Annotated in this window: 22 protein-coding genes; 17 read left to right on the forward strand and 5 right to left on the reverse strand. The window is 33.2% G+C overall.

Annotated features, from left to right (window positions below; translation table 11 throughout):
* Positions 1-196 precede the first annotated feature (196 nt).
* The 9 genes from ezrA (at position 197) to ACP7BT_RS00755 (ending at position 10,422) form a co-directional block, all read left to right on the forward strand.
* Entirely contained in the window at positions 197-1,888 is a 1,692-nt protein-coding gene (gene ezrA / locus ACP7BT_RS00715) for a septation ring formation regulator EzrA (RefSeq protein WP_037538279.1), read from the forward strand.
* Between the two features lie 541 nt (positions 1,889-2,429).
* Positions 2,430-3,566 (forward strand): cysteine desulfurase family protein, encoded by a 1,137-nt coding sequence (locus ACP7BT_RS00720; RefSeq protein ID WP_041080011.1) that lies wholly within the window; start codon positions 2,430-2,432, stop codon positions 3,564-3,566.
* Positions 3,563-4,786, forward strand: a complete 1,224-nt coding sequence (thiI, locus tag ACP7BT_RS00725; protein WP_041080010.1) for a tRNA uracil 4-sulfurtransferase ThiI — start codon at positions 3,563-3,565, stop codon at positions 4,784-4,786. Before ACP7BT_RS00720 ends, thiI begins: the two co-directional genes overlap by 4 nt.
* 54 nt (positions 4,787-4,840) lie before the next feature.
* Positions 4,841-5,614: a sulfite exporter TauE/SafE family protein gene (locus ACP7BT_RS00730; protein ID WP_011302893.1), complete on the forward strand. Its 774-nt coding sequence runs from the start codon at positions 4,841-4,843 to the stop codon at positions 5,612-5,614.
* Between the two features lie 284 nt (positions 5,615-5,898).
* Positions 5,899-6,891, forward strand: coding sequence for a signal peptide peptidase SppA (gene sppA, locus ACP7BT_RS00735; RefSeq protein WP_011302894.1), 993 nt, complete (start codon positions 5,899-5,901; stop codon positions 6,889-6,891).
* Between the two features lie 8 nt (positions 6,892-6,899).
* Positions 6,900-7,436: an RDD family protein gene (locus ACP7BT_RS00740; protein ID WP_041080009.1), complete on the forward strand. Its 537-nt coding sequence runs from the start codon at positions 6,900-6,902 to the stop codon at positions 7,434-7,436.
* 92 nt (positions 7,437-7,528) lie between these two features.
* Positions 7,529-8,023, forward strand: a complete 495-nt coding sequence (gene tpx / locus ACP7BT_RS00745; protein WP_002483031.1) for a thiol peroxidase — start codon at positions 7,529-7,531, stop codon at positions 8,021-8,023.
* A 166-nt stretch (positions 8,024-8,189) separates the two neighbouring features.
* The gene (locus ACP7BT_RS00750) at positions 8,190-9,137 is read left to right on the forward strand and encodes a class I SAM-dependent methyltransferase (RefSeq protein WP_041080007.1); all 948 of its coding nucleotides are present in this window, start codon (positions 8,190-8,192) and stop codon (positions 9,135-9,137) included.
* A gap of 85 nt (positions 9,138-9,222) precedes the next feature.
* Complete coding sequence (locus tag ACP7BT_RS00755) at positions 9,223-10,422, forward strand: acetate kinase (protein ID WP_069822058.1); 1,200 nt, start codon at positions 9,223-9,225, stop codon at positions 10,420-10,422.
* Positions 10,423-10,475: 53 nt separating this feature from the next.
* Here the strand turns inward: ACP7BT_RS00755 and ACP7BT_RS00760 are convergent, their stop codons facing one another.
* Together ACP7BT_RS00760 and ACP7BT_RS00765 are read right to left on the reverse strand one after the other, a co-directional pair.
* On the reverse strand, positions 10,476-11,648 hold the full coding sequence (locus tag ACP7BT_RS00760) for an esterase-like activity of phytase family protein (RefSeq protein ID WP_069822057.1): 1,173 nt from the start codon (positions 11,646-11,648) through the stop codon (positions 10,476-10,478).
* A gap of 240 nt (positions 11,649-11,888) precedes the next feature.
* Entirely contained in the window at positions 11,889-12,392 is a 504-nt protein-coding gene (locus tag ACP7BT_RS00765; protein ID WP_002483035.1) for a universal stress protein, read from the reverse strand.
* A 142-nt stretch (positions 12,393-12,534) separates the two neighbouring features.
* Between ACP7BT_RS00765 and ald the strand changes: the two genes are divergently transcribed.
* Positions 12,535-13,650: an alanine dehydrogenase gene (ald, locus tag ACP7BT_RS00770; RefSeq protein ID WP_041080003.1), complete on the forward strand. Its 1,116-nt coding sequence runs from the start codon at positions 12,535-12,537 to the stop codon at positions 13,648-13,650.
* Between the two features lie 124 nt (positions 13,651-13,774).
* Here the strand turns inward: ald and ACP7BT_RS00775 are convergent, their stop codons facing one another.
* Together ACP7BT_RS00775 and ACP7BT_RS00780 are read right to left on the reverse strand one after the other, a co-directional pair.
* Positions 13,775-14,404 carry a copper homeostasis protein CutC gene (locus tag ACP7BT_RS00775; protein ID WP_041080001.1) on the reverse strand — a complete coding sequence of 210 codons (630 nt, stop codon included), beginning with the start codon at positions 14,402-14,404 and terminating at the stop codon, positions 13,775-13,777.
* Positions 14,401-15,453, reverse strand: a complete 1,053-nt coding sequence (locus tag ACP7BT_RS00780; protein WP_041080000.1) for a M24 family metallopeptidase — start codon at positions 15,451-15,453, stop codon at positions 14,401-14,403. The genes ACP7BT_RS00775 and ACP7BT_RS00780 overlap by 4 nt, the downstream gene beginning before the upstream one ends.
* 208 nt (positions 15,454-15,661) lie before the next feature.
* Here ACP7BT_RS00780 and ACP7BT_RS00785 point away from each other — a divergent pair, with 208 nt between their 5' ends.
* A complete protein-coding gene (locus ACP7BT_RS00785; protein WP_041079998.1) occupies positions 15,662-16,351 on the forward strand; it encodes a metal-dependent hydrolase in 690 nt (229 codons plus the stop codon).
* A 72-nt stretch (positions 16,352-16,423) separates the two neighbouring features.
* On the opposite strand, the gene ACP7BT_RS00790 is transcribed toward ACP7BT_RS00785, so the two are convergent.
* Positions 16,424-16,837 (reverse strand): universal stress protein, encoded by a 414-nt coding sequence (locus ACP7BT_RS00790; RefSeq protein WP_002483040.1) that lies wholly within the window; start codon positions 16,835-16,837, stop codon positions 16,424-16,426.
* A gap of 224 nt (positions 16,838-17,061) precedes the next feature.
* On the opposite strand from ACP7BT_RS00790, the gene ACP7BT_RS00795 reads away from it, so the two are divergent.
* The 6 genes from ACP7BT_RS00795 (at position 17,062) to ACP7BT_RS00820 (ending at position 25,908) form a co-directional block, all read left to right on the forward strand.
* Positions 17,062-18,354 (forward strand): DRTGG domain-containing protein, encoded by a 1,293-nt coding sequence (locus tag ACP7BT_RS00795; RefSeq protein WP_002483041.1) that lies wholly within the window; start codon positions 17,062-17,064, stop codon positions 18,352-18,354.
* A gap of 29 nt (positions 18,355-18,383) precedes the next feature.
* Complete coding sequence (locus ACP7BT_RS00800) at positions 18,384-19,319, forward strand: DHH family phosphoesterase (RefSeq protein WP_002483042.1); 936 nt, start codon at positions 18,384-18,386, stop codon at positions 19,317-19,319.
* A 21-nt stretch (positions 19,320-19,340) separates the two neighbouring features.
* Complete coding sequence (locus tag ACP7BT_RS00805) at positions 19,341-22,544, forward strand: DNA polymerase III subunit alpha (RefSeq protein WP_041079997.1); 3,204 nt, start codon at positions 19,341-19,343, stop codon at positions 22,542-22,544.
* Positions 22,545-22,798: 254 nt separating this feature from the next.
* Positions 22,799-24,031 (forward strand): NAD(P)-dependent malic enzyme, encoded by a 1,233-nt coding sequence (locus ACP7BT_RS00810; RefSeq protein ID WP_002483044.1) that lies wholly within the window; start codon positions 22,799-22,801, stop codon positions 24,029-24,031.
* A 73-nt stretch (positions 24,032-24,104) separates the two neighbouring features.
* The gene (gene accD, locus ACP7BT_RS00815; RefSeq protein ID WP_011302908.1) at positions 24,105-24,971 is read left to right on the forward strand and encodes an acetyl-CoA carboxylase, carboxyltransferase subunit beta; all 867 of its coding nucleotides are present in this window, start codon (positions 24,105-24,107) and stop codon (positions 24,969-24,971) included.
* Positions 24,964-25,908, forward strand: a complete 945-nt coding sequence (locus ACP7BT_RS00820; protein WP_037538295.1) for an acetyl-CoA carboxylase carboxyltransferase subunit alpha — start codon at positions 24,964-24,966, stop codon at positions 25,906-25,908. Before accD ends, ACP7BT_RS00820 begins: the two co-directional genes overlap by 8 nt.
* Positions 25,909-25,918 lie beyond the last annotated feature (10 nt).

Below are 25,918 nucleotides of genomic sequence, written 5' to 3' on the forward strand. Positions count from 1 at the left end.
AGTATAAAGACTGTTTTAATAGTAATCAATCAATTGATTTGAAAAGGGTTAGATAATAAATAACCTAATACATATTATTATTAGAGATCATTTTAAATAAAATAAAAAATATTTACATGAATTAATCCATTTTCTCTTTTAATGCATAGGTAACTTACGTTATAATAAACAGTGATAAAATAGGAGGAGAAAACATATGGTGTTGTATATCGTTTTAGCAATTATATTCATTATACTCATTATTGTTGGTGTATTGTTCTATATGCGTTCAAATAAAAGCCAAATGATAGAAAAGGCTGAAGAACGAAAGCATAAAGTTGAACAATTACCATACGATGAAAGTTTATCTCAATTAACAGAATTTAACTTAACAGGTGAGACAAAATCAACGTATGATAGATTGAAACAATCATCGTTAGATAGTAAAAATCAGTATTTATTACCGGTAGAAGAAAAGATTCATGATGCAGAGGGCTTGCTTGATAAATTTAAGTTTTCACAAGCTCAAACTGAAGTGGATGAAGCGCATGAAATGATGGATCAATATGAAGCGAACTATAATGAGCTCACTACACAAGTAGAAGAGATTATAGGACTACATAAACAAAGTGACCATTTATATAATGAATGTAAAACGGATTACCGCGAAATGAAGCGTGATGTGTTAGCAAACAGACATCAATTCGGCGAAGCAGCTTCACCGCTTGAACAAGAAATCGAATCTTTTGTTCCAGAAATGGAAACTTATGAAACGCTTAAATCAGAAGGTAATTTCAATCAAGCACATGACCATATCAAAACTTTAAATGATGACATGAATTATTTAAAAACAGATATGGATGAAATTCCAGATTTAATAAAAGAAGCACAAAAAGAATTGCCCGGCCAATTCCAAGACATTAAATATGGTTGTAGAGACTTGAAAGTAGAAGGCTACGACTTGGATCATGTCAAAATTGATAGCACGCTTCAAACATTAAAAACGGAGTTAAGCTTTGTAGAGCCAATGATAAGCAGATTAGAACTTGATGAAGCAAATGAAAAATTAAACAGCATTAATGACCGATTAGATGAAATGTACGAACTAATCGAGCTTGAAGTTAAAGCTAAAAATGATGTTGAAGAAACAAAAGAAGTTATTACAGATAATTTATTTAGAGCAAAAGAAATGAACTATACATTACAAACTGAAATTGAATATGTGCGCGAAAATTATTATATAAATGAAAGTGACGTACAAAATGTAAGACAGTTTGAAAATGAAATTCAAAATATGATTTCAGTATATGATGAAATTTTACGTGAAATGGCGAAATCTGCAGTGCGTTATAGTGAAGTGCAAGACAACTTGAAATATATCGAAGAACATGTAGCTGTTATTAATGAAAAACAAGAAAAATTACAAAATCATTTAATTCAATTGCGTGAAGATGAGGCAGAAGCTGAAGAAAATATTTTACGAGTACAAAGTAAAAAAGAAGAAGTATATAGAAAATTACTTGCTTCTAATTTACCAAGTGTACCGGAACGTTTTATCATTATGAAAAATGAAATTGATTATGAAGTAAGAGAAGTTAACAAGAAATTTAGTGTACGTCCAATTCATGTCAAACAGTTAAAAGATAAAGTATCTAAAGTCGTCCTACAAATGAATAAATTTGATGATGAAGCTACAGATGTACTTGTTAATGCAGTTTATGCAGAAAAACTAATTGAATATGGCAATCGTTATCGTAAAGATAGTTCAAATATTGATAAAAGTCTTAATGAAGCAGAACGCTTATTTAAGAACAATAGGTATAAACGTTCAATTGAAATTTCTGAACAAGCATTGGAAAGCGTTGAGCCTGGTATTACAAAACAAATAGAATCAAAAGTTATTGGTTAATATTAAACACATTACGCATAACTATAGATTAGAAAAGACTCGAGACACTGATTGTCTCGAGTCTTTTTTGCGATCGTTGATTCGAATGAGGATTATTAATTTAAAAAAACGGACAGTCGATACATAGCGTTTTATTTGTAATGCATGTTCATCGATTTGAATACGTGAAGTGTGCATTGAATGTGAATTGATTTTTATTTAATCCCATGATGAACAAGCTAGTATCGTAAATTATTTAACAATTATATGATTTATGGCTCAGTCTCTTTTATTTCTAGTAAAAGCGAGTATAATGCTAACAGTGTAAGTTTTAATCGGATAGTTAAAACATATGAAAATGTATTTAAGTGCGTATATTCAATCTAATTTAGTTATAAAATGTATTAATGTTAAATCATTAAAATCAATAGGTGGAGCGCATGCATATATTCTGTTAAGTGAAATGTTTATATGTAGCATATTCCGATTAAGATATAAAATTTTAAAACCCGACGCTTTTCGGAGCTCAAATAAACTACAAGAAAAAATTGGAGTGAAAACATTGATATACCTTGATAACGCTGCAACAACGAAGCCTAATCAAGATGTGTTAGATACTTTTATTAAAGTGAATCAATCACTATATTTTAATCCTAATAGTCCACATCAAGCAGGTTTACAAGCAGAACAATTATTACAACAATCAAAACGACAAATTAAAGACTTATTTAATTTAGATAATACATTTGATATTATTTATACAAGTGGTGCTACTGAATCAAATAATATAGCACTTAAAGGTATTGCTTATAAGAAAAAGAATTTCGCCAATGAAATTATCACTTCATTATTAGAACACCCCTCCGTTTTAGAAGTGGTTCGTTCACTAGAGGACGAAGGATTTATTGTGAAGTATGTCGATGTAACAGATGAAGGTCGAATAGATTTGAATCACCTTCAAACATTAATGTCAGATAATGTAGGACTTGTTACATGTATGCATGTCAACAATATAATGGGTCAAATACAACCGATTGCCGATATAGCAGAAATTGTTCATCAATATCCTAAAGCACATTTACATGTTGATGCAGTACAAGCTATTGGGAAAACACCACTCATATTTGAAGGTGTAGATACACTTAGTCTAAGCGGACATAAATTTAATGGTTTGAAAGGCCAAGGCATTTTATTTGTTCGAAATATACATCAGTTAGAACCAATTGTTCATGGTGGTGGACAAGAATTTGGTGTGAGAAGTGGGACGGTTAACTTACCGATGGATATTGCTATCGTTAAAGCGATGAAATCAGCAGTTAATCATACACAGGATTTAAATAGTCGGTTAAGCGAATTTAATAATGAATTACGCCAATATTTGGTTGCATTTCGTGGTGTTGAGGTTAATTCACCTAAGGGTGCTGCTGCTCATATTTTAAATGTTGGGTTGGCAGGTGTTAAAGGTGAAGTATTGGTGAATGCATTCTCTAAAAATGACATCATGTTATCAACGACGAGTGCTTGTTCTTCGAAAAAAGCAAGTCTTAATGAAGTTTTGTTAGCAATGGGTATTCCAACGAAGCAAATTGAAGGTAGTATCCGTATTTCTATGGATAGCTATACTACTGAAGCAGATATTGAAACATTCAAGGAAAAATTCAAATTAGTATATGAAGAAGTGAAGGAGTTGTTAGTATGATTTATGATCACATATTAGTGAGGTACGGTGAGCTTACTTTAAAAGGCGCCAACCGTAAATTATTTGTGAACAAATTACGTTCTAATGTAAAGCGTGCATTAATGCCGTTACAAGGTTATACAGTAAAGGCAAATAGAGACAGAATGTATATTGAATTAGACGAAGGCGCAGATATTGAAGAAATGTGTAATCGACTAAAAAAAGTCTTCGGTATTTATTCTATCAGTCCCGTATTAAAAATTGAAAAGACAGTAGAAGCGGCTAATGAATTAGCGGTGCGCTTTGCTAAGGAATATGCAGATGGTGATACATTTAAAATTGATGTAAAACGTTCAGATAAAAACTTTCCATATGATACGTATGCATTGCAACGCACGGTCGGTGGCGCTGTTTTAGATGCTATGAACCATTTATCAGTCGATGTGCATAACCCAGATCACAACATTAAAGTTGAAGTACGTTTAGATGCAATCTATATGTACGATCAAGTGATTGAAGGTTCAGGTGGATTACCAGTAGGTACGGGTGGTAAGACATTGCTTATGCTATCCGGCGGTATTGATTCACCTGTTGCAGGTATAGAAGTTATGCGCAGAGGTGTTACAGTAGAAGCGATTCATTTTCATAGTCCGCCATTTACAAGTGAAAAAGCGAAAGAAAAGGTTATTGAATTAACACGCATTTTATCTGGACATGTAGGACCCATAAAATTGCATATTGTTCCTTTTACAGATTTACAAAAACAAGTTAATAAAGTTGTACATGAACGCTATACAATGACTTCAACAAGACGCATGATGATGCGCGTTGCGGATAAAGTTGTTCATGATATTGATGCCCATGCGATAGTAAATGGTGAAAATTTAGGTCAAGTGGCAAGTCAAACGCTAAAAAGTATGTATGCTATAAACCATGTCACTTCTACGCCAGTACTTCGCCCGTTATTAACGTTAGATAAAGAAGATATTGTAAAAAAAGCGAAAGAAATTGGAACGTTTGATGTGTCTATTCAACCTTATGAAGATTGTTGCACAATCTTCACGCCAAAAAATCCTATAACTGAACCAGATATTGAAAAAGTAGAAAAATATGAAATTGGTTATGATTTTGAACCATTAGTACAACAAGCTGTAGATGGTATTGAAACATTGCTTATTACTAGTGATTACCAAAGTGAAAAAGATACAGCAACACAAGCACTAGCTGACGATTTATTTTAATATATTAAAGTATCATGGAATATATATTTTTTAATAAATAAAGGGGTTGGTTAAATGTTAGAGTGGGATGTTTCAATTGTAATCATCATTATTCTTCTTGGATTTTTGGCTGCATTTATTGATGCAGTTGTAGGCGGTGGTGGTTTAATATCAATACCTGCATTGCTTGCAGTTGGTATGCCGCCATCCACAGCATTAGGAACAAATAAATTAGCAAGTGCATTCGGTTCTTTGACAAGTGCATTTCGCTTTTTGCGTTCTGGCAATGTGGATTTGAAAATTGTTGGTAAATTATTTCCATTTGTATTTGTATTCGCTATTGGTGGCGCCAGTATCGCCACATTCTTACCTTCAGAGCTCTTAAAACCAGTTGTTATTGTCATATTAACCATTGTGATGATTTACACGATTATGAAAAAAGATTGGGGTAACGTCCGTACTTTTACCAAATTAACTTTTGGGAAAGCAATACTATTTGCTTTACTCATGTGTTTAATAGGCTTTTATGATGGCTTTTTAGGTGGCGGAACGGGTTCTTTTATGCTCTTTATTTTACTAATGTTTGGTTTTGATTTTTTAGGCGCGGCAGGTAATGCGAAAGTGTTAAACTTTGCCTCCAATTTAGGTGCACTCCTCTTATTTATATGCTTAGGCCAAGTGGATTATTTTTATGGCTTGATTATGGCTGTAAGTATGATATGTGGTTCTTATGTAGGTGCTATGTTTGCTATAAAAAAAGGTGTGGGCTACGTCAAAGTATTATTTATAGTCGTGACTGCAATATTAATCTTGAAAAATGCTTATGATTATTTAATTCAAATCATATAGCTATCAATTAGTACAGTATATAAAATCTGTTATAAATACATAAGTCTCATTTTTGTAGTAGTTTTGAGTCAAACTCGTGATTGGATTTTAACAGAAAGTGTTTATCAATAAGAAACAGTATGGTCTAAAGTAAATGATGAATTGTTGAGAGCATAGTAAGAAATCAAAATGGATTGATTTCTTACTATGCTCTCATTATTAATCTTATTTAAGGTATACATTTAGGATTTAATTGTGTTTAAATGAAGAAGGAATCAATAGAAAATATATGGGAGTGACGATGAATGTCGAAAAAGCGTATTATCGCCTTAATACTTGCAGTTGTGATCGTTCTAGGTGGTATAATAATGAGTTCTATTTCAGCTGTTGTTTCATCTTTATTTAGTGAATCAACTACATCTGATACGAATCCTTTTACAGAGAAAGTAGAAAAAGAAGGTAATTCCAGCAAACGTATCGCTCATCTAACATTAAATGGTGAAATTACTGAAGGTACTGGTGGTGGCCTGTTCGGTGGTGAAGGATATAACCATGAAGCATTTTTAAAACAGTTGGATAATGTGAAAAAAGATGATTCTATAAAAGGTGTGCTGTTAACGGTCAATACACCCGGTGGTGGTACATATCCAAGTGATGAAATTTATGAAAAGATAAAAGAAATTAAACAAAAACATAAAAAGATTTATGTCCATATGGATAGCATGGCTGCGTCAGGTGGATATTATATTTCAGCACCTGCAGATAAGATTTATGCAGGTCCACAAACAATGACTGGTTCAATCGGAGTGATTATGTCTAGTATCGATTACTCAGGATTACAAAAGAATTTAGGTATCAAACAAAACGTAATCAAATCAGGTGAACATAAAGATATTTTAAGCAGTTCAAGAGAAATGACAAGCGAAGAAAGAGATATCTTACAATCTGTTTTAGATGATAGCTTCAATAGATTTGTTAATATTGTAAAAGACGGTCGAGATATGCCAGAAAGTAAAGTTAGAAAGCTGGCAGATGGTCGAATTTATAGCGCGCAACAAGCGAAAAGTAATGGTCTGATTGACGAAATTGGTTACGAAGATCAAACTGTCAAAGCATTGAAAAAAGATATTAATGCTAAGGACGCAGAAGTGTTTGAATATAGCACAGACGGTGGTTGGTTCTCATCAATGTATAATGTGAAATCAAGCATTTCTCAGTTTACAAATGAAATCAAAGATGTGAAATCAATCATTACAAATGATACTAAAACTGAACCTATGTATCTTTACGAAGGTTAGGTGAAATTATGGAAAACATACAAGACAGTGTTTCAGAATATACAAAAGATAGTGCACAAAAAATAGATACAGATGCACTGTATCATGAACAAATGTTAAAAGCTTTATATGCTGGTTTTGGTATTAGATTTTGTGCTTTCATAATAGATTTGTTAATCATTTTCGGAGTACATAGTTTGATCTTAAAACCGATTTATCATTTCACAAATTTAGATTCAGTAAAACTATGGATTGATTATTTTAGTGTGGGTCATCTGTTGGATGCATTAGTATTTTATTTGTATTTTGTATTAATGACAAAATATTTTAAACAAACACTTGGTAAAATGATTTGCAATATCAGAGTAGAGCGCATGGACAGACAACAGCTAACGTGGACAGATGTACTGTTTAGAGAATGGATTGGACGTATTATTAGCGGTGTATTTGCAAACTTGCCTTATTTAGTGACAATTTTTACTAAAAAGCATAGAGGTATACATGATTATTTCGCAGATACGGTGGTCATAAAAAATAAATTTGAAAAATTGTTTTATTTAAAGTAGATTAACACTTATTACAGGTAGAATAGTATCATTCATAATTCTAAAGCGTTATAATAATTGAAGTACACATTTATAATTTAGGAGGCGTTCTAATGGCGCAAATTACATTCAAACAAGAACCAATTACTTTATTAGGTTCGCAAGTGAAAACAGGTGAAACAGCTCCAGAATTCACTTTGCTAGATAATGATTTAAATGAAGTAAACTTATCAACTTATGATGGTCAAAAGAAATTAATTAGTGTTGTACCATCTATAGATACAGGTGTTTGCGATCAACAAACGCGTAAATTTAACGAAGAAGCTTCACAAGAAGATGGCGTTGTATTAACTGTTTCAGTTGATTTACCATTCGCACAAAAAAGATGGTGTGCATCGAACGGATTAGATAACGTGATTACATTAAGTGACCATAAAGACTTATCTTTTGGTAAAAACTATGGTGTCGTAATGGAAGAATTACGTTTACTTGCACGTTCCGTTTTTGTATTAGATAAAAATAATAAAGTCGTATATTCAGAGATTGTTTCTGAAGGTACAGATTTCCCAGACTTTGAATCAGCATTAGAAGCATATCGTAATATTTAATTACGTTTTGCAATATATATAATAAGTTAAATATATTGTTGCACAAGCAAACAGTATCATTGACATTATAAAAATTACTGTCCATAATTATTTGGTAAAATAAGTTAGTATAAACTGGCTTGATTTCAATTAAATTATGGGCAGTTTTTTTAGAAAGGACTATTAAATGACACAAGAAGAAACAGTAATGGAGCAGTTATTCAAAACATTAGATGAAAAAGCAAAGGATTTAAATGATGGAAACGGACAAAGTTTTATCGAAAATTTAGGTCTTGCTATGGAGCATATTTATACAAATAAGAGAGAGTTATTAGAACAAGCTACATTGCAAGATAGAAGGAAAGCATTCCAGTTTGCATATCTAAGTCTAATGCAAAAAGAAGATATACAAGCAAATCATCAAATTACACCAGATTCTATTGGCTTAATTTTAGGCTTTTTAGCTGAACGATTCTTAAAAAATAACGAGTCAATGCACATTGCAGATATTGCTAGTGGTGCTGGACATTTAAGTGCTTCGGTACACGAGGTGCTTTCAGATCACACTTTAATGCATCACTTAGTAGAAGTAGATCCAGTACTTTCTAGAGTAAGTGTCCATTTGGCTAACTTTTTAGAAATACCGTTTGATGTTTATCCTCAAGATGCAATTATGCCTTTACCTTTCGAAGACGCAGACGTTGTAATCGGGGATTTACCAATTGGATACTATCCTGTTGATGATAGAAGTAAAGAAATGGCACTTGGTTTCGATGAAGGGCACAGTTATTCTCATTTCTTATTGATAGAGCAAGCTATTACAGCTATGAAAGCATCTGGTTATGCATTTTTAGTTGTTCCAAGCAATATTTTTGAAGGTGAAAATGTGAAACAGTTGCAAAATTTCATTGCTACAGAGACAGAAATGCAAGCATTCTTAAATTTACCATCAACCTTATTTAAAAATGAAAAAGCACGTAAATCTATCCTTGTATTACAGAAAAAAGAAACGAATGTGACGAAACCAGTCGAAGTTTTATTAGCAAATATACCAGATTTCAAGAGCCCACAACAGTTCCAAGCATTTTTACAAGATTTAAATGCATGGATGCAAGAAAATCATCCTGAAAATTAAACTGTAATATTCTTGAATTCATACTGTATTAATGATTAAATGGTAATGGATATAAAACTTATTTGAAAATGGAGGCATTATGCTTATGTCAAAATTGATTTTGGCTATAAATGCTGGTAGTTCATCTTTGAAATTTCAACTTATTGAAATGCCGGAAGAAAAAATTGTAACTAAGGGACTTGTTGAACGTATTGGATTAAAAGATTCAGTATTCACTATTGAAGTAAATGAGGATAAAATTAAAGAAACAAATGATATTGCTGATCACGAAGAAGCAGTTAATATCATGTTAGATAGTTTCAAAAAACATGGTGTCATTGATAGTATTTATGACATTAATGGTACTGGACACCGAGTTGTACATGGTGGCGAATTATTCCCAGAGTCAGTTTACATAACTGATGAAGTAGAAAAGCAAATTGAAAGTTTAAGTGAATTAGCACCTTTACACAACCCAGCTAACTTAATGGGTATCCGCGCTTTCCGTAAATTATTACCGGAAATTCCACATGTCGCATTGTTTGATACATCATTCCATCAAACAATGCCTGAAAAATCGTTCTTGTATAGTTTACCTTATCAATATTATAAAGATTATGGTATTCGTAAATATGGTTTCCACGGTACGAGCCATAAATATGTCTCTCAACGTGCAGCAGATATTTTAGGTAAACCAATTGAAGAATTACGTCTTATTTCTTGTCATATTGGTAATGGTGCCTCTATAGCTGCTATCGATGGTGGAAAATCTGTAGATACATCCATGGGCTTCACACCTTTAGCTGGTGTGACAATGGGAACACGTTCAGGTAACATTGACCCTGCATTAATTCCGTTTATCATGGAAAAAACAGGTAAGAATGCTGAAGAAGTCTTAAATACGTTGAATAAGGAATCAGGATTACTTGGTATTTCTGGTACATCTAGTGATTTAAGAGATATTCAAGGAGAAGCTGAAGAGGGCAAAGATAGAGCTCAATTAGCACTCGATGTCTTCGCTTCACGTATTCACAAATATATCGGTTCTTATGCGACACGTATGCATGGTGTAGATGTTATCGTATTTACAGCAGGCGTTGGTGAAAATTCTGATGTTGTAAGAGCTAAAGTGTTAGAAGGATTAGAATTTATGGGAGTATATTGGGATGCTAAGAAAAATGAAAGCATTCATGGTGAAGAAGCATTTATTAACTACCCACACTCACCAGTTAAAGTTATCGTTATTCCAACAAATGAAGAAGTTATGATTGCGCGTGACGTTATCAATTTTGGTGATTTTAAATAAATTATATTTAAATAAGTAAAGGCATTTTCCAAAATCGGAAAATGCCTTTTTTGTTATTTTGGAATAACTTCAAACGCCATAAATTGTTGCTTTTGAGCCTTATTAAAATTATTGTCAGCAACTATAACAATACTGTCGTGTTCATTTGGTAATTGTTTACCAAATGTAATACCTTCGATATTATCTATGTGACCAATATCTTCTTTATTTAAATCAGCGATGAGTTCTTTTTTTACAGGGTGAATCTTAGTTTGCTTTAATGACTCTTGATTTTTAATATCTGTAGCTTGGTCGGTATTTATTTTATAAATGCGTACATAATTGTGATATGAATTATCAGAAGATTGCACACTTGCGCGTTCCAAAGTTAAAAATTCATGATTGTTAATTGCTAATAATTCAGAAACGCCATTTTCAGCTTCCTTACCCTTACCAGGTGATTTCGGTATAGCATCTAAACGATATGCATATTCGTTTAATAAGCGTCCTTGTCTATCATATTGTGTGATGCGAGATAATCCCTCTGTTGTAGGTGTAGGGGATTTACCATCTTGTATTAAAGGCGCTTCTGTTGCTGTCCAAATAGAATGCCCATCTGCTGAAAATGTACTTCCTTCTAATGCGAGATTATTACGGAAACCATGTTTTGCATGTTGATCCATTTTTTGTGTGTGGCTTATAGGTATTTCTGTAATAAAGTCGCCCTGTAACGAAGCTAAACGGATAAAAGGATTTAGGCCTAAACTACGATCACCTTCACTTGTATACATGATTTGTTTGTATAAAGGGTCGAAGCGAATAGATTCTGGATCAGCAACGATATCTTGTGGATTGTCTTTGTAATGGTTCTTGTTAGTATAGTTTGAACCATTCGGCTGTTTTAGTAAGTGCATAGATTGTAGCTTAATTTTATTAAAATGATTTTGGTTATAGTTTAGTTTTGCTTCGTAGCATCTAGAAGGATTTTGTTCTGAACGATCATCACTTATTAATAACCAACGATGAGTTGTTGGTTGATAGGTAATTCCAGAAATACCGCCAACTTTTGTATGATCGAATTGAGTGTTATATGGCACAGTTTGACTACCTATAAATCTAAGGTCATCTACGGATTGTGTTGCGTGTTCGGATACTTTAGCCTTTGCACTAACTTGATTATTATATGTGTGACTCAAAGTAGTTAATGCTAATAAACTTATTGCGAATGATTTATAAATCATTTTCATATTTACATGCTCCTTAATTTAAAAGTATTAAATTAAGTATAAAGGAAGGGTGTGAAATGAAATTAAAATTTCAATGACTATATTGTAAAGTAGTGAGTGAAATGAAGTTTTTTGAAATTTAAAATGAGGAGAGGGGCTTTACAGCTACTGTTTAATTGAAAAAAGCCTGAGACATCTATTAATGTCTCAAGCTCTTTTCGTAATTATCTTGTTCAATCAGCCCTATAAATTAAAAACTATTTAGTGAGCTTGATATTGAGATCTAAACTCATCAGTGGCAACTTGAGGTTGGAAATCTTCAGGAAGTTCTTCTGTACGAACCACTAACACATCACATGGAGAATGGCGAACAATTGCTTCAGATACTGAACCAACGATAAATCTTTCGACGGCATTTAACCCTGAAGTACCGCACATAATTAAGTCAGCATCTACATCTGTTGCTAGCTTTTTAGGTATAATAGCTTTTGGTGAACCAAATTCTAAACGTGTTTCAACGTTTTTCACACCAGCATTTGTAGCAACTTCTTTATAACCTTTTAATAAATCGTCTGAGAAATTTTTTGACTTCTCAGTAAATTGAGCATCATACACTTCATATGAAGAATATGTTCTTGAATCAATGACATTCACCACTGTTAATTTTGCATCATTACGTTTTGCCACATCCACTGCTTTGTTAAAGGCCCATTCAGCTTCATGTGATCCATCGACGGCTATTAAAATATTTTTATAAGTTAGCATCGTAATTACCTCCTTATTTTTCTTACTTATATTATACCACCGTTTACAGAATATTAACATAATTTAGATGTTGTAAAAGTACTCTAAACTTTGATTGCGCTTTCATAAAATACGCGTTACTATAAATTTGGAGGTGGATGAAATGATTATAGGTATTCCGAAAGAGATTAAAAACAATGAAAATAGAGTGAGTTTGTCACCAAGTGGTGTACATGCATTGGTAGAACAAGGTCATACTGTCATTGTTGAAAAATCTGCAGGCTTAGGTTCGTATTTTGAAGATGTAGACTATACTGAAGCTGGTGCAAGCATCGTTAACGAACAAGCTGAAGTATGGAACGTAGATATGGTTATGAAAGTGAAAGAACCATTAGAAGAAGAGTTTCAATATTTCAAAGAAGGTCTAATTCTATTTACTTATTTACATCTAGCGAATGAAGAAAAATTAACTCGAGCTTTACTAGAAAATAAAGTAGTTGGTATTGCTTACGAAACGGTCCAATTGCCTGATCGTACATTACCATTATTAACACCAATGAGTGAGGTTGCAGGTCGTATGTCTGCACAAATTGGTGCTGAATTTTTACAAAAATATAAAGGTGGCATGGGCATTTTACTTGGTGGTGTACCTGGCGTATCAAAAGGTCGCGTGTCTATCATTGGCGGTGGTCAAGCTGGAACAAATGCTGCTAAAATTGCACTTGGTTTAGGTGCTGATGTTACAATTTTAGATGTTAATCCTAAACGTTTACAAGAATTAGAAGATTTGTTTGATGGACGTGTTCACACAATCATGTCTAACCCTTTAAATATAGAACAAAGTGTGAAAGATAGCGATTTAGTTATTGGTGCTGTATTAATTCCAGGCGCTAAGGCACCAAATCTTGTAACTGAAGATATGGTCAAAGAAATGAGAGATGGAGCCGTTATCGTTGATATTGCAATTGACCAAGGTGGTATTTTTGAAACAACGGATCGAATTTCCACACATGATGACCCAACATATAAAAAACATGGCGTCGTACACTATGCTGTTGCGAATATGCCTGGTGCAGTGCCACGCACATCTACAATTGCTCTAAATAATGCAACGTTACCATATGCCCAACAACTAGCAAGTAAAGGCTATTTAAAGGCTGTACAAGATAACCATGCATTGTCATTAGGACTTAATACAATTAATGGCGAGTTGACGAACAAAGGCGTAGCGGAAGCATTGAACCTATCTTATACAGATATCGAAAGTGCACTTAAATAATATAAGTAATGAATTATTAAATAAAAAACTGGCAAGTCTTAGAGTATTTAACTCAAAAAGACTTGCCAGTTTTTTATTTTGCTATGTCAAAATGATAATGTCATTAAGAAAATATGGGAAGTATTTAAACGATTTTAGTACCGTGGACTTCTTGGAACGGAAAGGCTTCAAGAAGTTCAGGAAGATTGTCTTTATTCAGACCGCCGCCAGGCATGATTTCGATGTGACCGTCTGAATTTACTACAAGTTTACCTAATTGATTTAAGTTATCGAACAGATTTGTATCGCTCGGTCCGCCATGTGTTAATAAACGTGTAAACCCTATATCAATTAATTGGTGTAAAGCCTTAATTTGTCCTTCTAGGTAAATTTCATCAAATGCCATATGACATACAACTGGAGTAGGTGAGGCCAAATTTTTCAAGGTCTTCATTTGCCATTCGTTTAAAGTTGAGTCCTCAGTTAAACAACCAAAGACAAAATAATCTACATTTAATTGTTTCAGTGATTTTATGTCACGTTGCATGATTTCGAAATCATACAAGTTATAAACAAAATGACCACCACGTGGACGAATCATAACAGCAATCTCAACGTGGTTAGCTTTGCATATTTCTGTTGCAATTTCTACCATGCCGAAACTAGGTGTAGTACCACCCACACTTAAATTATCGCAAAGTTCAATTCGATTAGCACCATTGGCAACAGCTTGCTCAACTTGCTGAATTGTTTCTACTACGGCCTCTTTTATCATTTTTCGTAACCAGTTAAACTTTCATTACCATTTTCAGTAACTAAGATGTCATCCTCAATTCTTACACCAGCTACACCTGGTACATAAATACCGGGTTCAACAGTTATAACCATGCCTGCTTTAAATTCATTTGTATTTGTACTTGAAACGTCTTGATATTCATGTTCTTCTAAGCCTAAGCCATGTCCTAGGCGATGAGGAAAGTATTCGCCATAACCCGCTTCAGTAATGATGTTACGTGCAATATCATCTACATCTTTAATCGTTACACCAGGTTTAATAGCTGCTATAGCTTCTTTTTCTGCTTTTAATACAACATCGTAAATTTCTTGTGCTTTAGCATCAGGTGTACCAAATTTAACCGTTCTAGTCATATCACTGCAGTAATTTTCATAAATAACCCCTAAATCAAATAAGACAAACTCGTCTTTTTTCAATTGGCGGTCTCCTGGTGTGCCATGAGGGGAAGCAGCATGGTCTCCAAATAATACCATAGTGTCGAAACTCATTTCATTTACACCATATGCTTTAATTTCATATTCAATATGATTGACAACTTGACGTTCAGTGACACCTTCTTTTAAGAAACTCACACCAATTTCGATACATTTATCGGCAAGTTCACAAGCTTTTTTAATTTTTTCGATTTCCGAGTCACTTTTAATATTACGTAATGTTTTGATTGTTTGATCAATATCCCCAAAGCTTTGTACACCAAAAGCGTCAATAAGTTCACGTTGACGTTGTAATGTTAAATGTGCTGATTCAACAAGTAATTTATTGAATTTAATATCGTATTTATCTAAAGCATTTTCTGTGTCTAAATAACCGATAACTTCACCATTAAATGGAGAGGCGCAAACTTCTTCAACTTCTAATTGCGGGCAAAACAATACTTGTTCACCATTTGATTTAATTAGTAATGCAAGTAAACGTTCATGAGGATCACTTAAATAACCAGTGAAATAAAAAATATTTAAAGGTGTTGTTATCCAAGCAGCATCTGCCTGTTGGGATTTTAATTCTTCGGTAATCTGTTCTAATTTCATTTTAATTCATCCTCCTAAATAGTTAATCATATTTAATTTTATGTTACTTGATGAAGGAATTCAAAAGTTAAATATGATAATAAAACAATATCATAGGAAAATTTTTAAATTTAAGAAGAAAAACACTCAGTAAATTAAATTACCGTGTTATAGCGTGAGGGATTTGTGGTATATAAAGACTAAACATATTTACGGGAGGAATTAATTAATGAAACTTTCATTTCATGGTCAATCAACAATTTATTTTGAAGCAAATGGTAAAAAGGTTATTGTAGATCCGTTTATTACAGGCAATGGACAATCTGATTTAGATGCATCTACACTTAAAGTTGATTATATTATACTAACACATGGTCACGGAGATCATTTTGGAGATACAATAGAATTAGCTAATAGAAATCATGCTACTGTGATTGGTTCAGCAGAATTAGGTGATTATCTCACTACTTATCATAATGTGGAAAATGTTAGACCAATGAATATTGGAGGGAAAGCAGAATTTGATTTTGGTAATGTGAAATTTGTACAAGCATTCCATAGTTCAAGTTTAACTGATGAAAATGGTGTCCCAGTATACCTAGGTATGCCAATGGGTCTTATTTTAGAAATTGAAGGTAAGACGATTTATCACACTGGTGACACAGGATTATTCAGCGATATGAAATTAATTGCAGATCGTCATCCAGTGGATGTATGCTTTATTCCGATTGGTGACAATTTCACTATGGGAATCGATGATGCAAGCTATGCAATTAATTCGTTTATTAAACCGAAAATTTCAGTTCCAATACACTACGATACTTTTGAACTTATTGAACAAGATCCAAATAAGTTTAAAAAAGCAGTATCTGTAGGGGAAGTACAAATATTAAAACCGGGTGAAGACGTTTCATTCTAATCCCTTTATAAACTGTGTATTTAAATATATAATAAAACGCCTGAAGCACTTTAAAGTCCTTCAGGCGTTTTATTATTTTACGATTAATACTGGGATGTGAGCTCTTTTAGCAACTTTATGACTGACACTACCTAAGACAAATTTTTTTTTATCTTCAGCCTTTCGGTTACTGAGGACAACAATTTCATATTTTCCACTATTAGCCTCTTTAACCAATTGTTCTTTCGCATTCCCGCGCACAATAATTTCATCGTATTTAATACCATACTCGTCTAAGCTATTGCGTGTACTTTCTAAACCTTCACTACGTTTTTGTACGAGCTTATCTAAATGAACACCAGATTTGATGGATGCTTGTGCATCTTGCTCGCTAATTGCATTTAATATTGTAACTGTAGTACCTTCACCTGAAAGTTTAGAAACCTCTTCAAGTGCTTTCTCATTTTTAAGTGTTGTATCAACACCAAGTAAAATATTTTTGAACATTGTTCATCCCTCCTTATCTTCATTTTAATAAAATTTTATTCATAAAGCCAATTAAATTTGTCTATTTAACATATTAATTTACTAAAAAGAAAATTTTATATTATTTAATGGAACAAAAACTGTGATTTTAGGAATCGTAAGATAATTTGTTTTGTTACATCGCAATTTTAGTTATAAAAAGTTATAATGTCATAGAAACTGTCAAAACAAACGAGGTTATTGAAATGACAAAGCATGAACAAATTTTATCATATATAGAATCTCTAGCAGTTGGACAAAAGATATCTGTTAGAAAGATTGCAAAAGATTTAAGTGTATCTGAAGGAACGGCATACAGGGCTATTAAGGATGCCGGGCAAATTGGATTGGTAGCTACAATAGATAGAGTAGGCACAGTACGAATAGAAAAGAAATCACGTGAACAGATTGAACAACTAACTTTTGCAGAAATTGTGAAAATTATAGATGGTCAAGTCTTAGGTGGTAGAAATGGTCTGATAAAAACACTTACAAAATTTGCGATTGGTGCAATGGAAATTGAAGATGTCGTAAAATATGTTAGTCCACATACATTATTAATAGTGGGAAATCGTAAGGATGTACAACTAGCAGCGCTTAAAAGAGGAAGTGCGGTATTAATTACTGGAGGATTTAATACATCAGAAGAAATCATTCAATATGCTGATGAGCATGAATTACCAATTCTATCTTCCAATTATGATACATATTTAGTTGCCAATATTATAAACAGGGCGATGTATAACCAAATGATTCGTAAAGAAATTTTGGTTGTAGAAGATATCGTTAAAACCGTGACTGAAGACATGGTTGTATTTGATAATATGAGTCTTAGTGATTATAAAACGAAAGCCCGTGAGACAGGACATTCAAGATTTCCTGTCATAGATGAAAATTGGAGATTAGTAGGTATTGTAACAAGTAAAGAGATTATTAAAATGGAAAACCAAGACACACTTGCACAATTTATGACGAAATCACCTATCAATGTTCAATTGTCAACGACTGTGGCAAACTGTGCGCATATGATGATTTGGGAAGGCATTGAATTGTTACCGGTGACTACTCCGAGTAAAAAGCTCATAGGGGTAATCACTAGAAAAGATGTGTTAACAGCGATGCAATTGTTAAGTAGACAACCACAAGTTGGTGAAACCATAAATGATCAAATTGCAAAACATATTACAATTTCAAATGATGGGATACATGTACAAATCACGCCATTATTAACTAATCAATATGGAACATTAAGTAAATCAGTATTTGTAGCAATTATTGAAGAAACAGTACGTTATGAAATGAGAAAATTAAAGAAATTAGAAGTTATGATAGAAATCTTAAATATTATGTATATTAAAACAGTGCAAATAGAATCCGAAATACATGTACAATATGATATGTTAGATGTAGGACGCAATTTTTCAAAACTAGAAGTAACAATGACAAGTGACGGCCATCGCGTAGCAAAAGCAATGATTATTTGTCAAATGATAGACTAATAAATATATAACGAAAAAGGAAGATAAAGATGACAACAGAATTTAATGAAATCATGAAAGAAATTAATGACTCAGAAACAATTATTATACATCGACATGTAAGACCAGACCCTGATGCATATGGCTCACAATTAGGGTTAAAGAACTATTTGAAACTCAAATTCCCGGATAAAAAGATATTTGCAGTTGGCGAAACAGAACCGTCATTAGATTTTATTGGTACTTTTGATGAAATCTCGGATGATACTTACAATGAAGCGTTAGTTATCGTTTGTGACACAGCTAATTCACCACGTATTAGTGATGAAAGATTTAATCAAGGACGATTATTGGTTAAAATTGATCATCATCCAGCAGTTGATCAATATGGCGATATTAATTATGTAAACGATCAAGCTTCTTCAACAAGTGAAATTATTTTTGATTTCATCAGTCATTTTAATGATATTCCCATCATTGATGCATCTGTGGCGAGGGTACTTTATCTTGGCATTGTGGGAGATACAGGAAGATTCCTATTTAATAACACTACATCACATACAATGGGTGTTGCGGGTCAATTATTGACATTTCCTTTTAATCATAATGAAGAACTTAATAAAATGGGTGAAAAGGATCCAAAATTGTTACCATTCCAAGGTTATGTGCTTCAACATTTTGATTTAAATGAAAAAGGTTTCTGTAAAGTTACCATTACTAAAGAAATTTTAGAACAATTTGACATTGCTGCGAACCAAGCTTCATTATTTGTAAATGCAATTGCTGATATACAAGGGTTGAAGATTTGGGTGTTTGCTGTTGATGAGGGCACAGAAATTAGATGTCGCATTCGTTCTAAAGGTATTGTTATCAACGACATTGCAAGTGATTTTGGTGGCGGCGGTCATCCAAATGCTTCAGGTGTATCGGTAAGAGATTGGGCTCAATTTGAAACGCTCGCTGAAGCATTAAATAATAAACTGTAATAAGATGGGAGGTATTTGCAAATGGTTGCGCATTTAAACATTCATACGACATATGATTTATTAAATTCAAGTATTAGAATTAAGGATGTTGTTGCGAAGGCTGCACAAGAAGGCTATACAGCGCTCGCAATTACTGATACGAATGTTTTGTATGGACTTCCGCAATTCTATGACGCATGTATTGCTGCAAATATTCATCCAATCTTTGGTATGACAATTAATCTTACAGATGGTTTGTCAGAGCTTGAAACAATCGTATTGGCGCAAAATAACTTAGGATTAAAAGATTTATTTAAACTATCATCGGCAATTAAAATGAAAGAGAAAGTGGAAACACCGATAGAATGGTTAAAAAAATATGAAAGTCATTTCGTTATTATTTTTAAAAATGTAACTGAATCTCATGAAGCAATTATTTCAAACTTTTCGGAACATGCGCACGTCTTTGTAAATCATACGAGTAAAGTCACTTTTGACTTACCAATAGTTTGGGCACAAAGCACGCGTTATTTAAATTCCCAAGATTCAGATACGCTTTCTGCCATGGCCGCAATAAAGGAGAATAGTAAATTAGATTTAGTGAGTGAACAAACGGATTACAATGAACATCTATATTCAAATGTTGAATTACAAGGTTTGTCAATCGATGATGCGGTTTGGGAACAAACAAATCAACTCGAAACACTTTGTCAGGCGGAAATGATTTATCATCAATCTTTGTTACCAAAATATAAAACACCAAATCAACAGCAATCGGATGCTTTTTTATGGCAATTACTAGCAGATAATCTTCAGCAATTAAATTTACCACTAAACAAAAAGGAACTTTATCAAACACGTTTAGAGCATGAATATCAAATTATCACTAAAATGGGTTTTGAAGACTACTTTTTAATCGTAAGTGATTTAATTCAGTACGCTAAGAACAATGATGTATTAGTCGGTCCAGGACGTGGATCAGCTGCAGGTTCACTTGTAAGTTATTTATTAAATATAACAACAATCGATCCTATTGAATATAATCTGTTATTTGAACGTTTTTTAAACCCTGAACGTGTAACAATGCCAGATATAGATATTGATTTTGAAGATACACATAGAGATAAAGTCATCCAATATGTTCAAGAGAAATACGGTGAAACCCATGTCGCTGGTATTGTGACTTTTGGTCATTTGCTTGCAAGGGCAGTGGCTAGGGATGTGGGGAGAATTATGGGGTTCGAAGAAATCACACTAAATGAAATTTCTAAATTAATTCCACATAAACTTGGCATAACATTAGACGACGCATATTCACAGGAGCCATTTAAACAGTTTGTTCATCGTAATCATAGGCATGAACGATGGTTTGATATTTGTAAGAAATTAGAAGGGTTACCTAGACATACTTCGACTCATGCAGCAGGTATTATTATTAATGATCATCCATTATATGAATATGCACCATTAACGCTCGGTGATACAGGTCTATTGACTCAATGGACAATGACTGAGTCAGAAAGAATAGGTTTATTAAAAATAGACTTTTTAGGTTTGCGTAATCTCTCAATCATTCATCAAATAGTAAAACAAGTGAAACATGATTTGAATATAGATGTGGATATAGAACAAATTCCATTCGATGACGAAAACGTATTTCACTTGTTGTCACAAGGGGATACAACAGGTATCTTCCAATTAGAATCTGATGGTATTAGAAATGTATTAAAAAAATTACAACCTGAACACTTTGAAGATATAGTCGCTGTCACATCACTTTATAGACCAGGGCCAATGGAAGAAATTCCGACCTATATATCAAGACGACATCATCCAGAGAAGGTGCAATATTTACATCCAGATTTAGAACCTATATTAAAAACGACCTATGGCGTTATTATTTATCAGGAACAAATAATGCAAATTGCGAGTAAATTTGCCAATTTTAGTTATGGTGAAGCGGATATCTTAAGACGTGCAATGAGTAAAAAGAACAGAGCGGTATTAGAAAGTGAAAGGCAACATTTCGTGAATGGTGCTTTGAAAAATGGGTATGACGAGAATTTAAGTAAACAGATTTTTGATTTGATTTTAAAATTTGCGGATTATGGTTTTGCTCGTGCGCATGCCGTGAGTTATTCAAAAATTGCATACATTATGAGTTATTTAAAGGTACATTATGCTAATTATTTTTATGCCAATATTTTAAGTAATGCTATTGGAAGCGAAAAGAAAACAGCGCAAATGATTGATGAGGCTAAACATCAAAAAATTAATATATTACCACCTAATATTAATTACAGTCATTGGTTCTACAAGGCCACAAAAAAAGGTATCTACCTATCTATTGGTGCAATTAAAGGTGTAGGTTATCAAAGTGTTAAATTAATTGTAGAAGAAAGAAAAGCAAATGGTTTCTATAAAGACTTTTTTGATTTCACGCGACGGATACCTAAACGAATTAAAACTAGAAAATTACTTGAATCTCTTATCTTAGTGGGGGCATTTGATACTTTTGGCAAGAATAGAGCGACGCTGTTAAATGCTATAGATCAAGTGCTGGATGATATCTCTGATATTGAACAAGATGGTTTTATTTTTGATGTACTCACACCTAAAGCTTCTTATGAAGAAAAAGAAGAGCTACCAGATCATATGTTAAGTGAATATGAGAAAGAATATTTAGGGTTTTATGTATCTACACATCCAGTAGAAAAAGCATTTGAACAAAAGCAATATTTGGGTATTTATAAGCTTGCTAACGCACAAGATAATAAACCCATTTTTGTTCAAATAGATCAATTTAAGCGTATTAGAACGAAAAATGGGCAAAATATGGCATTTGTAACTTTAAATGATGGTATCAATAATTTGGATGGTGTCGTATTCCCGGATACCTTTAAAAAATATGAAATCGATTTAAATACTTCTAAAATGTTAGTCGTAAGAGGTAAGTTTGAGAATAGAAATAATAAACAACAACTGATATTAAATCAAGTGGATACCATGGATCATTTTGAGCAAACTAAATTTGACGAAGCGCAACAAGTTGTTGTTCGAAAATGGGATAGTGAATCTAAATTGGATCAATTATTAACAAACGATAAAGGGCAAAATCAAATTCCGGTTAACTATTTTGATGAAAGCCAAAACAATATAGAAACAATTGGTTTCATAACACGAGATAATGAAATATTAAGTAAATTAATCCAACGTTTATCACCCCGAGATATTAGAATTATTTAACTTTAACCGCACTATAAACTATGGTATAGTTAACTGATGGTAAAGCATAAACTTGCCATCAGTTTTAATTTTTATAAAAATTAAGAGTGAAAAAATATATAATAGTTTATATATCTATATGTTTTTATTACAAACATTAACGTGCGAATGAAAATAACAATTTGTTAACGATATCATTTGTAATTTGGGTTAGATTGTAATAAAAATGTATATGAATGTTATTTTAAACTAATTGGATGTAAGGGGTGGATTACATGACATTAAGAGACGAAGCATTAGAAATGCATAGAAAAAATCAAGGGAAATTAGAGGTTTCACCTAAAGTAAAGGTGACTAATAAAGAAGAATTGAGCTTGGCATACTCGCCAGGTGTAGCTGAACCTTGTAAAGAAATACATGAGGACCCTCGTAAAGTATTTGAATATACAATGAAAAGCAATACCGTCGCTGTTGTTACTGATGGTACTGCGGTATTAGGACTTGGAAACATAGGGGCTGAGGCAAGTATACCGGTTATGGAAGGTAAAGCAGTGTTGTTTAAAAGTTTTTCCGGTATAGATGGTGTGCCAATTGCACTGAATACGACGGATACCGAAGAAATCATTAATACTGTAAAATTACTTGAACCCAATTATGGTGGTATTAATCTTGAAGATATTTCAGCACCTCGTTGCTTTGAAATTGAAGAAAGATTAAAAAAGGAAACTAAAATCCCTGTGTTTCATGATGATCAACATGGTACTGCCATTGTAACAGTTGCAGGTATGATCAATGCATTGAGAATCGTAGATAAAGACTTATCGGACATTAAAGTCGTATTGAATGGCGCTGGTGCCGCTGGTATTGCGATTATTAAATTACTTTATTCTTATGGTGTAAGAAATATGATTATGTGTGATTCAAAAGGCGCAATTTATGAGGGACGTTCGTTTGGTATGAATGACACGAAAGCTTATGTAGCTAAATGGACGAATAGAGACAAAATAGAGGGCAGTTTGAATGATGTGATTGAAGATGCCGATGTATTTATTGGGGTTTCTGTGGCAGATTTATTGTCTAAAGAAATGGTTGAATCAATGGCTGACGATCCAATTATTTTTGCAATGGCTAATCCAAATCCTGAAATAAAACCGGATGTAGCGAAAGCTGCAGGTGCTAAAGTCATCGGTACAGGACGTTCAGATTTTCCAAACCAAATTAATAATGTCTTAGCATTCCCAGGCATATTTAGAGGGGCATTAGACGTTGAAGCAACACATATCAATGAAGAAATGAAGCAAGCAGCTGTTGAGGCTATTGCTGATTTAATCAAACCAGAAGAGTTAAATCCGGACTATTGTATTCCAGGTCCGTTTGATAAACGTGTTGCACCATCTGTTGCTCGAGAAGTAGCTAAAGCAGCGATGGAATCTGGTGTAGCAAGAGTAGATGTAGATCCAGAAGAGATATATAATAAAACAATGAAATTAACAGACTTAGATAAATAATATTCATTAACGCTGATTACAAAAACCGAATTGGTAGTGAGTAACTAAGCGATGGTTAAGTGGAGGTTTACCAATGTTTAAAGATTTTTTCAATAGAAGCAGTAAAAAGAAAAAGTATGTAACAGTATCTGATTCAAAACAAAGTGATGTACCAGCAGGTATTATGACTAAATGTCCTAAGTGTAAAAAAATTATGTATACAAAAGAACTAGCAGAAAATTTGAATGTTTGCTTTAATTGTGATCATCATATTGCGTTAACTGCACACAATCGTATAGAAGCTATATCAGATGAAGGGACATTTACGGAATTTGATAAAGGAATGACCTCTGCTAATCCATTGGACTTCCCAAGCTATGAAGAAAAAATTCAAAAAGACCAACAAAAAACTGGTTTGAATGAAGCTGTAGTGACTGGCACAGCACAATTAGATGGTATGACATTTGGTGTGGCAGTTATGGATGCGCGATTTAGAATGGGAAGCATGGGCTCTGTATTAGGTGAAAAAATTTGTAGAATCATTGAACACTGTACTGAAAATAGATTGCCATTCATATTGTTTTCAGCAAGTGGTGGTGCAAGAATGCAGGAAGGTATTATCTCTTTAATGCAAATGGGTAAAACAAGTGTGTCTTTAAAAAGACATGCAGATGCTGGATTATTATATATCTCGTATATAACAAATCCTACAACTGGAGGCGTTTCTGCTAGTTTTGCTTCGGTTGGTGATATCAACATAAGTGAACCAAAAGCATTAATTGGTTTTGCAGGTAGACGTGTCATTGAACAAACTATAAATGAAAAATTACCAGATGATTTCCAAACTGCAGAGTTTTTATTAGAACACGGACAATTAGATAAAGTCGTACATAGAAAAGAAATGAAAGCGACATTATCTAATATTCTAAAAATGCACCAAGAGGTGAAAACAAATGCTTGATTTTGAAAAGCCGCTTTTTGAAATAAAAAATAAAATTGAATCTTTGAAAGAATCTCAAGAAAAAAATGATGTAGATTTACAAGAAGAAATTGACATGTTGGAAGCTTCATTAGCAAGAGAAACCGAAAAAGTATATACCAATATGAAACCATGGGATCGTGTGCAATTAGCGCGTTTACAAGAAAGACCAACATCTTTAGACTATATCCCGCACATATTTGATTCATTCATCGAATTACATGGGGATAGAAATTATAGAGATGATCCAGCTATGATTGGTGGTATCGGCTATCTTAATGGACAAGCAGTTACAATAGTGGGTCAACAACGTGGTAAAGATACAAAAGATAACATATATCGCAATTTTGGAATGGCGCATCCAGAAGGTTATAGAAAAGCACTTAGATTGATGAAACAAGCTGAAAAATTCAATAGACCGATTTTTTCATTTATTGATACAAAAGGTGCATATCCGGGTAAAGCGGCAGAAGAACGAGGTCAAAGTGAATCAATAGCCAGAAACTTAGTTGAAATGGCTTCGCTAACTGTACCAGTCATCTCTATTGTTATCGGCGAAGGAGGAAGTGGTGGTGCACTAGGTTTAGGCATTACCAATCGCATCCTAATGTTAGAAAACAGTACATATTCTGTTATTTCTCCAGAAGGTGCATCCGCTTTACTTTGGAAAGATAGTAATCTAGCTAAAATCGCGGCAGAAACAATGAAGATTACTGCCGAAGATTTATATGAATTAAATATAGCGGATGAAGTTATCAAAGAACCTTTAGGTGGCGCACATCATGATGTCGAAACACAAGCACAAAGTATCAAACGCACATTTGAATCGCATTTATCAGAATTGAACCAATTAACGCAAGAAGAATTAGTTGAAGATAGATATCAAAAATTTAGAACAATAGGTTCGTATACAGAATAAAGTGTCTGAT

Origin of the sequence: Staphylococcus sp. Y174-1, from assembly GCF_049897865.1 — a bacterium.
Lineage (GTDB): Bacteria > Bacillota > Bacilli > Staphylococcales > Staphylococcaceae > Staphylococcus > Staphylococcus saprophyticus.